The sequence below is a fragment of the Palleniella muris genome, from assembly GCF_004792655.1.
Lineage (GTDB): Bacteria > Bacteroidota > Bacteroidia > Bacteroidales > Bacteroidaceae > Prevotella > Prevotella muris_A.
In genome coordinates, this window is record NZ_SRZC01000006.1 from 144835 (window position 1) to 156720 (window position 11886).

8 protein-coding genes are annotated in these 11886 nt (G+C 48.2%); 6 read left to right on the forward strand and 2 right to left on the reverse strand.

What is annotated here, in order from left to right; all coding sequences use genetic code 11:
- The first annotated feature begins 57 nt into the window (after nucleotides 1-57).
- The 6 genes from E5358_RS05205 to pdxT all read left to right on the forward strand — a co-directional run bounded on the left by E5358_RS05205 (nucleotide 58) and on the right by pdxT (nucleotide 8462).
- On the forward strand, nucleotides 58-2985 hold the full coding sequence (locus E5358_RS05205) for an outer membrane beta-barrel protein (protein WP_135939197.1): 2928 nt from the start codon (nucleotides 58-60) through the stop codon (nucleotides 2983-2985).
- Nucleotides 2986-3749: 764 nt separating this feature from the next.
- On the forward strand, nucleotides 3750-4496 hold the full coding sequence (locus tag E5358_RS05210; protein ID WP_135939198.1) for a LytR/AlgR family response regulator transcription factor: 747 nt from the start codon (nucleotides 3750-3752) through the stop codon (nucleotides 4494-4496).
- A gap of 201 nt (nucleotides 4497-4697) precedes the next feature.
- Complete coding sequence (locus E5358_RS05215; RefSeq protein WP_135939199.1) at nucleotides 4698-6326, forward strand: class I adenylate-forming enzyme family protein; 1629 nt, start codon at nucleotides 4698-4700, stop codon at nucleotides 6324-6326.
- Between the two features lie 124 nt (nucleotides 6327-6450).
- Nucleotides 6451-6891, forward strand: coding sequence for an acyl-CoA thioesterase (locus E5358_RS05220; protein WP_135939200.1), 441 nt, complete (start codon nucleotides 6451-6453; stop codon nucleotides 6889-6891).
- A 136-nt stretch (nucleotides 6892-7027) separates the two neighbouring features.
- Nucleotides 7028-7900: a pyridoxal 5'-phosphate synthase lyase subunit PdxS gene (gene pdxS / locus E5358_RS05225; RefSeq protein ID WP_135939201.1), complete on the forward strand. Its 873-nt coding sequence runs from the start codon at nucleotides 7028-7030 to the stop codon at nucleotides 7898-7900.
- A gap of 4 nt (nucleotides 7901-7904) precedes the next feature.
- Nucleotides 7905-8462: a pyridoxal 5'-phosphate synthase glutaminase subunit PdxT gene (pdxT, locus tag E5358_RS05230; protein ID WP_135939202.1), complete on the forward strand. Its 558-nt coding sequence runs from the start codon at nucleotides 7905-7907 to the stop codon at nucleotides 8460-8462.
- 180 nt (nucleotides 8463-8642) lie between these two features.
- Here pdxT and E5358_RS05235 read toward each other — a convergent pair whose 3' ends face one another.
- Both E5358_RS05235 and E5358_RS05240 read right to left on the reverse strand, forming a co-directional pair.
- A complete protein-coding gene (locus tag E5358_RS05235) occupies nucleotides 8643-10718 on the reverse strand; it encodes a TonB-dependent receptor plug domain-containing protein (RefSeq protein ID WP_135939203.1) in 2076 nt (691 codons plus the stop codon).
- Nucleotides 10719-10816: 98 nt separating this feature from the next.
- Nucleotides 10817-11734 carry a helix-turn-helix domain-containing protein gene (locus E5358_RS05240; RefSeq protein WP_135939204.1) on the reverse strand — a complete coding sequence of 306 codons (918 nt, stop codon included), beginning with the start codon at nucleotides 11732-11734 and terminating at the stop codon, nucleotides 10817-10819.
- Nucleotides 11735-11886 lie beyond the last annotated feature (152 nt).

Consider the following 11886-nt stretch of genomic DNA (forward strand, 5'->3'; position numbering starts at 1 on the left):
AACTTTCAATAAAGTGTTTGCATCTAATAAGGGTGTAAACACTTTTTTATAGATATAATGAAGAAAATATTTTTATTGATGGTTATCGCTCTTTGTGCCACGGTCAACGTAATGGCGCAGAGAGTTATCAGCGGAACATTCGTTGACAAAGACAGCGATGACGGTATCGCACAGGCTACGGTATCGCTTCTGAAAAAAGATAGCACCTTCGTCAAAGGTGTGATTTCTGACATTGACGGCAGATTCTCGGTGACAGCACCGAAGGACGGCAGCTATCTGCTGAAGGTCACAAGCATAGGCTATAAAACCCTTGTCAAACCGGTTCGGGTCAGCGGGTCCAACGTTTCCCTCGGCAAAATCACGCTTGCCCTCGATGCCGTGATGCTTAAAGAAGCTATCGTCAACGGACAGGCAGCAAAGATGACTGTCAAGGAAGATACTTTCGTATACAATGCCGCGGCATACCATACTCCCGAAGGCTCTGCCATAGAGGAGCTTGTCAAGCGTCTTCCGGGTGCCCAAGTGGACGAGAACGGTAAGATAACCATGAACGGCAAGGAGGTCAAGAAGATACTTGTCGACGGCAAGGAGTTCATGACCGGTGACACGGAGACTGCCTTGAAGAACCTTCCGACATCGATTATCGAGAAGGTGAAGGCTTACGACCAGAAGTCTGACCTTGCCCGTGTGACAGGCATCGACGACGGAGAGGAGGAGACAGTCCTCGACTTCGGCATAAAGCGCGGCATGAACAAGGGATTCATGGCTAATGTGGACTTGTCCATTGGCACTTACGACCGCTATGCCGAGCGTGGCATGGCAGCATATATGCGTGACAATCTGAAGATTATGGGCTTCGGAAGTGCCAACAACACCGGCAACCAAGGATTCCCCGGCGGTGGTGGCGGTATGCGCTTCGGCGGTGGGAACAATGGTCTTAATGCGCACAAGATGTTAGGATTCAATGTCAACTATCAGAATGCAAAGATTCTGAAAATCGACGGTTCTGTGCGCTGGAACCATAACGACAAGGATGTGATGTCAAAGAAATCTACCGAGAACTTCCTCAGTTCCACAAAGTCTTTCGGCAACTCAAAGTCTCAATCCTTCTCACGTGGCGACTCATGGAATGCCCAGATGCGGCTCGAATGGACACCGGACACGATGACAAACATCATGTTCCGTCCTAACATCTCTATCTCCACTTCCGACAATGTGTCAAACTCTGCCGACGCTACGTTCAATGACGACCCTTACAAGAGTGTCAGCGACCCTCTTTCAAAAGAAGGGTTGAGCAAGTTGGAAGAGCTTGAACAGCTTGTTAACTCAAAGAAAGCAAGCTCACTTTCCTACAGCAAGTCAACATCGGCAAACGGAATGTTCCAGTTCAATCGTAAGCTGAACAACCGCGGACGCAACATAACATTCCGTGGAAACTTCAGTTACAGTGACGGTGATTCCAAGAGTACAAGCCTTCAGGATGTGACTATATTCCAGGCTTTGGACAAAGAGAACTATCAGAAAAACAGATACAACGTCACTCCGACAAAGTCTTACAGCTACACATTGAAAGGAACTTACTCCGAACCTTTGGGAAAACAGATGTTCCTACAGGCTGCATACTCATTCAAATACTCAAAGTCAAAGAGTGACCGTAGCACTTACGACTATTCTGACATTGACGGTTACGACTTTGTCATACCGGCCTACCGTGATTGGGAGACCTATCTCGGCAAACTCAACGGCTATCCTAATTTGGACGAATATCTTGACGAAGACTTGTCAAAGAAGTCTGAATACGACACCTACACTCATGAAGGCTCCTTCCAGTTGAGGAAAATCGGCAGAAAATGGAACTACACCGTCGGAATGATGATGCAGCCTCAGCATACCCGCCTTAGGTACAAATACCAGGGAATGGATGTCGATGTGAAGCGCGATGTGCTCAATTTCGCACCTTCACTTGACCTTCGCTACAAGATTTCAAAGGTCAGCCAGCTGCGCGCCACATACCGTTCAACGACAAGCCAGCCGTCAATGACCGACCTTCTCGACATCCGCGATAATTCCGACCCTCTCAACATCTCCACCGGTAACCCGGAACTGAAGCCTTCGTTCAAGCATAATTTCCGCCTGTTCTATAACGGTTATGCTCCGAGCTACAGCCAGTCATGGATGACACATGTTAATTTTTCCTTGACGCAGAACAGCATTTCCAGCTGCGTGCGCTACAATGAGGAAACCGGTGGCAAGGAGACAAAGCCTGAGAACATCAACGGCAACTGGGACCTCAGAGGCGCACTTATGTACAACCGCAGTATAGACTCCGCAGGAGTGTGGAACATCAACACGTTCACAAACATCTATTATCAGAACCGTGTCTCTTATCTCATGCAGGACAATGTGACACTTAAGAACACCACACGCTCAACAACCATCGGCGAACGCTTGTCAATCAGCTACCGCAGCTCATGGCTTGAGGTTGAACCTAACGGACAGTTGAGTTTCGCACATACACGCAACCTGCTCCAATCGCAGTCAAATCTTGACACATGGAACTTCAACTACGGTATGAACATCACCGTCACCGCACCTTGGGGCACAGGGTTCTCGACCGACGCGCACATGAATTCCCGCAGAGGATATAACGATGCATCGCTGAACACAAACGAGTTCGTATGGAACGCGCAGGTTTCGCAGTCGTTCCTCAAGGGCAAACCACTGACGCTTTCCGTACAGTTCTATGACATACTGAAGAAGCAGTCCAGTCTCTCACGCGCAATCTCGGATACGCAGCGTACCGACTCTGAGTATAACACGATAAATTCCTACGTGATGTTCCACCTTATATATAAGATAAACTCTTTCGGCGGAAAGAATGCACGCAAAGGAAATGGCAGAGACGGCGGCAGACCAGATTTCAATGACCGTCGTTTCAGCCGTGGCAGAGGAATGGGCGGCATGCGCCCTCCTCACATGATGTGATTGTTGTTTGTTAAGGTAATGAAGTCTGAGGAATTCTGACTGATAAAAATGAAAGGTGACGGTTCGTGATTGAATCGCCACCTTTTGCCTTAATGAACACAAGTGTATAAGAATTTATTGGTGTCTGTAAAACGCAAAATACATCTCTGATTGTGTATGCGATGTCCGAATGTTTCTGTGCAGAGAACCGCGTCAGCGGTTCCCAAGACAAGCCCATTTGGAATAAAGACCTCATAAGAAGGTTATATACAAGAGCTTTGCTGCCTGTCATTGCTTTTTTACCGGACAACAATAATAAGAATTAGAAAACTTGCCGTGTTTTTGCCTCATGAGAATCGCTTGAAAACAAAAGCGGAAAGAAGAAAGCGGAAATTCGCGAATTTTTCAAGATTTCCATAACATCTTGTTATTCAAAACCTTATATACAAACATCCAAAAAGTCACAGCCTTCTGCGCCACAAAAGGCAACCTTTCTCAGTGCCAAGTGTTACCTTTTGCACTGCGGAAGGCTACGAACAACATAAGGAATCGTTATCTTTTGAACAAAAAACGGTCGTTTTTCGCCCTTTCCAACCTATCAAAAGCCGTAAGAAAGTGTCCCAAAACACATTCTTCAGGTGTATTTTCCACATTATGATAAATAGAGCATTGGAAAACTCATAACAAAAAAAATCGCTCTCCTGCGCACCATTTACGAAGAAAAAAACGTAACTTTGCAGCAGCATAAGAAAAACATCGGGAATCAGTCCCACAACAAAACGCCCATGAAAATACTTGTCCTTGAAAACGACAACCACGATTTCCACCTGCTGAAACATCTCTTGGAGGATATCAGACCGGAGGCGGAAATCATCGGTCCCATATCCACCGTGGAGCAGGCGAAGGACTATCTGCAGTACTGTCACTACGGCATAGACATAATAATCACCGACATCAGGCTGAATGACGGTCTGTGCTTCGATGCACTGAACCACGCTCCGGAGGACACTCCGGTAATCTTCACCACCACGTATGGCGACCACGCATTGCAGGCATTCGGATATAACAGTCTGTCGTACCTGCTCAAACCCATCGACAGCGAGACACTCTCCCAAGCATTGGACAAAGCGCGGAAACTACTACGACCGCACAGGAAACGGCAGGTAAGCAGCACTGCCGGTGAGAGTTCCTATCGCGAGCGGTTCCTTGTCAAGAGCACCAAAGGCGAGAAAGTCATCCTGATTGCCAACATCCGGTATATTGTCTCCGAGCAGAAGACCACCTATATCAAACTCCAAGACGGCACTTCTTATGCCCTGCCAAAGACCCTCGACGAGGTCGCCGGCATGCTTAACCCAAAGTTTTTCATGCGCGTGGACCGCAAGTACATCATCCCTCTCGGACAGGTTGCCGGCACCGAACGACTCGAAAACGGAAAGATGTCCATCTGCCTCAAAGGGGACAGCCACCCGGAGATTATTGTCAGTCGCACACGGAAAGCGGAAGTGTGCAAATGGCTTGCAGGGAAATAACATTTCATCCGCAAAAAACAACAATTCAGTATTTTTCGTTATAAACATTCTTGTTCCATCAGTCAGTTTGCTTAACTTTGTATATACATGACTGCCGGATGTCGGTTTTCTATGCTTTTTTGCAAGCATAAAGCAACTAAAAACAGGCATTTGTGAGCAAAGAACCATCACAAGAAAGTTAAAAACAAGAAATACAAGAACATGAACGATTTCAAGACAATTTTCGAAAGCCGTTATACCTGGATAGAAGGCTTCATGCGTAATGTGCGCAGATATGCCACAAGACAGGCTATGATATGCCACGAAACAAGCACGATATGGACTTATGCCGACCTTAACCGTGACGTCAACCGCCTGTGCAACGCACTGGCAAAGGACGGATTCAAGAAGGGTGATGTCATCATGATGCAGTTGCTCAACTGCCCTGAATTTGCTTTCGCCTACGTCACTGCCCACAAGATGCACGGTGTCTGCGCTCCTGTGAGCTACCGAGTAAGCTGTGGCGAACTGTCATTCAACATCGAGGACTCAAAGCCGATGGTGATTCTCTGCTGCGAATCCAAGCTCCCTGATGTCCGGGAAGCCATAAAAATCGCCAACTATACTCCGAAACGAATCATTGTTGTGGGAGGAAAGACGCATGATGGCATCATCTCTTATGACGACTATGTGAAGGACGCTTCAACGGAAGAGCCGCCATTCACCTGCGAATACAACATCTATGACGAGACAACACGCCTCTACACTTCAGGTACGACAGGACGCCCGAAGGGTGTTTGCCTGACGAGCATCAACGAGGTTCTTTCCGCTCATGACGTGATGATTCACTTCCCGATGAGCTATAAGGATGTGACCATGAACACCACACCATGGTTCCACCGTGGCGGACTGCACTGTGCCGGTCCTTGTGTTGTGTTCTATGCCGGTGCATCGCTGGTGATACAGGGCAAGTTTGACGCTCACCAGACCTTGAAGCATGTGTGGAAATACAAGATAACATTCATCATCGGTGTGCCTACCGTACTTGAAGCACTTGCCGACGAGCAGGAGCGGCAGGGCTATGACATAAGCGCACTGAAGGGAATTGTCACCATGGGCAGCCCGCTGGAACGCTCTGCATGCATCCGTTACCAGAAGGTGCTCACTCCGAACATCTTCAACGGCTACGGCACAACGGAGACTTTCTGGAACACATTCCTGCGTCCGTTCGACCTTCCTGACTTCGCCGGCACTGCCGGAGCGTCATGCGTGGATGATGATGTGAGAGTGGTGAAAGTCTATGAGGACCACCGTGCCGAACCGGACGACCTTGCATCAATTGACGGAAAGGAGGTTGGCGAGGTGATAATCTGCTCTCCTGCCAAGTCACCTTATTACTATGTGAACAACGATGAGGAGACTGAAAAGAAATACTATAAGGGCTTCATCTACACCAACGACCTTGCAATATGGGACGAACATCAGTTCATCACTATCGTGGGACGCAAGGACGACATGATCATCTCCTCGGGAGAGAACATCTATCCTACTGAGATTGAGGCTGTGCTCAACACACATCCGAAGGTGAAGGACTGCATCGTGACCTCCGTGCCTGACAAGATTCGCGGACAGATGGTCACTGCCTACGTTGTAAGGAACGACATGTCGCTCACTCCGGAAGAGCTTGACCATTTCTGCAAGGAGAGCTCTGCCATAGCTAATTTCAAGCGTCCACGCTATTACCGCTTTGTCGAGCAGATTCCTTTCAATGCCACAGGCAAGAAGCTGCATGTGAAAATAAAGCACACAGCAGAGGTGGATTTGAAGAACGGGCTGCTCTATAGAGTATAACATTCCGACATCCATTATTACAGCATAACACGATGCCGCCGGTGACTCCGCATGCATGGAGACACCGGCGGTATCTTCACAGATAAGCGCCCCCCTGACAATACTTACCAAAAACACAAACAACATGGAAAAAGAAGAAATGGCATTCCATCACCAGATGCCGGCACAGCTGCGCTTTTCCGACATCGACCAATTCGGACACATGAACAATTCTGTATACTTCTCACTGTTCGACATGTGCAAGACGCGGTACTTCATCGATGTACTCGGGCAGCATATCTTTGACAGTCTCGGTATTGTCGTGGCGCATATCGACGCGAATTTCCTCGCACCGATATTCTACCCTGACGAGATTGTCCTGCAAACGACCATAACGCATCTTGGCACAAAGAGCTTCCGGCTCTTCCAACGAGCCATCAACAAAAGGACAAAGGAGGTGAAATGCGAATGCAACACGGTCATGGTCTTCTTCGACACAGTACACAACCACTCCATCCCCATGCCGGAATCCTTCAAGCAGAAGATTGCGGAATATGAGGGAGACAACAATCTTCTGACGAAATAAAGCAGATTTCGGAACAATGTTTTTCCATTCGGGAATGGATTGTTGCATGACAATGCTCCTCTCACTACCTTTGCACAAGACTTGAAACGGTGGGCATAAGGCACACCGTAACCAACAAAAGCAAAAGGACAAAGAAATGGAAAACAGAACAGAACTTAACCGCAACCTTGCACAGATGCTTAAGGGCGGTGTCATCATGGATGTTACAACACCGGAGCAGGCAAGAATCGCCGAGGCTGCAGGCGCATGTGCAGTAATGGCATTGGAGCGTATTCCTGCGGACATCCGTGCAGCAGGAGGCGTAAGCCGCATGAGCGACCCTAAGATGATAAAGGGCATACAGGAGGCGGTGACAATCCCGGTAATGGCGAAATGCCGCATAGGGCATTTTGTCGAGGCACAGATACTTGAGGCTATCGAGATTGACTACATAGACGAGAGTGAGGTGCTCTCCCCTGCCGATGATGTGTACCATATTGACAAGCGCAAGTTCGATGTGCCTTTTGTCTGCGGTGCCAAAAACCTTGGCGAGGCTCTGCGACGCATAAACGAGGGCGCAACCATGATACGCACAAAGGGCGAGCCGGGCACAGGTGATGTCATCCAGGCCGTACGTCACATGCGTATGATACAGAGCGAAATACGCCGCCTTGTCTCCATGAGCGAGGATGAACTGTATGAGGCTGCCAAGCAGTTGCGTGTGCCGTTTGACCTCGTGCAGTATGTGCATGAGAACGGCAAGCTCCCTGTCGTCAATTTTGCAGCAGGAGGTGTGGCTACACCTGCCGATGCTGCCCTTATGATGCAGCTTGGCGCAGAGGGAGTGTTCGTCGGAAGCGGCATATTCAAGAGCGGTGACCCTGTGAAGCGTGCACAGGCAATCGTAAAGGCCGTCACCAATTACAATAATCCGAAAATCATAGCAGAGCTGAGCGAGAATCTTGGCGAGGCGATGGTAGGCATCAACGAGAGCGAAATAGAACTGCTGATGGCAGAGAGAGGCAAATAAAGGCATGAGAATAGCAATACTTGCATTGCAAGGTGCCTTTGCGGAGCACCAACAGATGCTACGGCGTACAGGCACGGACTCCTTCCTTGTAAGGAACGCCGATGACTGGCAGCAGCAGAAGGACGGTCTGATTATTCCCGGAGGCGAGAGTACGGCAATGATGCGCATCATCAATGACGGAGGACTTTTCGAACCTGTCAGGAATGCCATTGCAGGCGGGCTTCCGGTATTCGGCACCTGTGCCGGGCTGATAATGCTTGACAAGGAGCATCTCGGAACAATGGACATCACCGTGAAGCGTAACGCTTATGGCAGACAGCTCGGCAGTTTCCATACTGTTCACGAGATGAGGGGAATTGGAGAGATACCCATGACATTCATCCGTGCACCATATATCACGGCTGTAGGGGACAGTGTGGAGATTCTTGCAGAAATCGAAGGAAACATTGTCGCCGCAAGACAAGGATGCCAGATTGTCACAGCCTTCCACCCTGAACTGAACAATGATACTCGTGTGCATGAGTTATTCATAAACTCTGTCATAAATCTGCGGGCGAAATAAGACAATTATTTTAACTAATGCCTGTCACAGACCATAAAGTGCACTCCAAAAGTTTTGTATTTAACTTTTGGAGTGCACTTCAAACATAATGCATCCTCTGCATTTTAATTCATATACTATCAAACACTTCTTATGAACGTTTTGAAAAAGAAAAACTTCAAAATCCCTTTTCTTAATACTCTATTTATTCCACAGACTTACAGTTACTCCGGCACGAAGCCAGCGTCCAGGTTGCGGAATTGTGACATAGTCATAGTAGCATTTGTTGAGAAGGTTTTCACCGTCAACATATAATTTCCAACGTTTTTCTTTCCAAGAAAGGCGGCCGTCAAGGAGCGCGTAGCTTGGGTTGTTCTCCCCCACACGGTCCTGCCAACGCCATGAAAGGCTTAGAGCCAGATTCTTCCATATCCTTCCTGAAGCGGAAAGCACGAACTTATGGCGCAAATACTCCATTGCATACTTACTGGAAATGACATTAACTGTGTAAGAAGAGCTCTCGTTGATGTATGCGTACTGTAACCCAACAGATGCAACAGGAAAAGACTCACCCCACATTTGTTGCGGCAACAAACGCACATTCAGCTCTGCTCCAACATTGTCAAGACAGAAATTGACCGAATGGAATATACCGTCCGACTCCAGTTCTCCTGACTGAGAAAGACTGCTGTAGGTCACCCAGTCTATCATGTCAGTCTTATGACTGTAGAACGCCTGTGCTTCAACAGCAACACCTTTGGCAGAAAAGGATGCACCTAACTGAAGGTCTGATGTTTTCTCCGGACGAATGTCATGGTTGCCTTCTATGTTCTTCCCGCTGTAGTACAAGTCCGTGAATGTCGGCATACGCATTGCCATGTTCCATGAGGCATACAGTTTCCAATTGCAGTCAGGTCGCCATGCAATGTCCAGACCGGGATAAAACCGCCATCGACGGTTATTGCCTGTATTCATATTGGCAAGCAATCCGAGAGAGAAAGTCCAACACTTAAGTAGAATGTCATGCTCCATGAATGAAGAGACATTGGTTCTTGAATCCTTGAACTTATAGAAATTCCCGTCCTGAGCATCATAGCCGCCGGTCTCCTGCCACTCATTTTCCGCAAGAGGATTTCCAAGAGAGGTACTTAAGACGGACTCTTTGCGTACTTCAACACCAAGAGATGTCCTGCCGAGAAATGTCGAAAACCACATATTGACAGAGGCTCCTCTTGAGTCAACCTTATGGAAATTCTCACCTGCGGGCTCTCCCTTATGCCACTGATAATGATCGTACCAACGATTCCAATAGAGCTGTGGCGAAATGTGCACTTTTCCTATTTTCACATTCCCGTTCAAGGCAAACATCCATCTCTCGGTGCTTTCCCATTGGTCTGTGCTCGCAGCACCATAGAAAGTGTTCGCACCATAGGGCTTATAGCTGTAGCCCGCCTGACCGCTTATGGAGAAATTATCCATGGAAAAGCCTCCGTTATAAAAGAAGCGCGTCGACGAGAACGCACTGTTCGGTGTGCCACCGTCCGCCCGTGTATAGCCTCCGGAAAGCATTGAGCGGAAGCGCCCGGCACCATTATTGCCAAGCCCGTCGGCGTCGACGGAGACAGAGCCGTTTCCTCCGGCATAGCCGTAACTGCCGCCGTAAAGATGCGCCATAGCCTCATTGCCGGACTGCCGCGTGATGATGTTTATCACACCGTTGAATGCCGAAGTTCCATGAACACGTGCAGCAGGGCCTTCGAGTATCTCTATGCGCTCGATGTCCTCCACGCTGACAGGGAAATCTGCCGAAAGATGTCCGGTTTGAGGTGAGGAAATGTTGACTCCGTTAATAAGAATCGTAATCTGGTCAAAGTTTCCTCCACGAATCGAGATGTCCGTCTGCACACCAAAGCCACCGCGCTGACGGACATCCACGCCTGTGACTGACTTCAATAAATCGTTGATGGTTTCCGCCGCCGCACGATGAATGTCCTCACGTGTGATGACAGAGACTATCTTCGCCGACTCACTGAGAGTCAGCGGCACCCGACTTCCGGTGACCACCACCTCGTCGAGCCTGAGCTCATTGTGCTGCAACGAGTCACCGACAGCGTCCGTGCGCACGCTTATCCCCTCAGCCTTCGTATGCGTAAGGGTCGCGACGCTCAGTGTGCCGATAATCACTTCACGTCCCATGCACGCAAACAGAGCATAACTCTTGCGTGAGAAACGTGTGAAACGCAGCCTGTTGAACTCACAGAATGATTTTTTCTGCATAATTTTATTTTGATAAAAGCAGGTCCCTAACCTGCACTGAAAATTATTATATATAGGGATTTTGAAGTTTTCTTCTATAACTTATTCATGTCCGAAAGTCACTTGCCAGCAACCTTTTCCTTCTCCTCTACAAGCACTTTGTCACGGAAATCAGAGGGAAGATAGCCGGTCTGACGCTTGAAAAACTTCACGAAATACGACGGGTCGTCATATCCCATGCGGTAGGCTATCTCCTTCACCATAAGGTTTGTGAAGCGCAGGAGACGCTTCGCCTCCAGGATGACACGGTCATTGATGAACGCGAGCGGAGACTTGCGCGAGCATTCCGTAACACTGTTGGTAAGGGTCTTTGACGAGACATTAAGCCGTTCGGCATAGTCCTTTACGGTATGTATGCGGTCAAACTCCTGCTCCAGCATTTTGCGGAATAGCAGGAACAGGCGGTGGGACGCGCGTGTCGTATGCAACGGCAAAGAATCGGGGCGCACACCATGACGCTGCACATTGACAAGGAATATCTTCACCAGCGCACGGAGAATGTCCATGTGCCCGAAATCATCCACACTCTCCTGCTCCAGGCGCATACGCTCTATTATTCCGTGAAGGTGGTTCACCACAGAAGATTCCTTTATCACAAAGTAAGGCGCGGTGTCAAAAGCATTGAACATATTATATTTTATGAAAATATCCTCATCGGCATTCTCATATTTCAGAAAATCCGTACACAGCTTCACAGAGATTCCCTTATGCCTTGTTCGGCCGTCAAAGCTGTGAATCTGCCCCGGAGAGAGGAAGAATATGGAATTTTCCTCCACAACATAGTCCTGAAAATCCACAGTATGGATGCCACCACCTTCAAAGAACCACAGTATCTCGTAGAAGGTGTGGACATGCGGATGACTGTTGGTTTCCATGTCCATGTCAAGGAATTCCGGCATAGCTTCTATGCCGAAACCATCACCGGAAGGTGCCTCGCACACCATATTATATATATCACCGAGAGAAACCTTTTCCATTATGCCCAATTATTTAGTGGTGCAAAAATACTAAAATTCCCTGAAACTACCACTTATGAAAGTTAAAAATGTGCATATTCGTGCAAAAAAGGAACCACCATTCCCAAATTCACCATTTATTTTCCCGAATTGCCTTGGGATATAGGAAATAA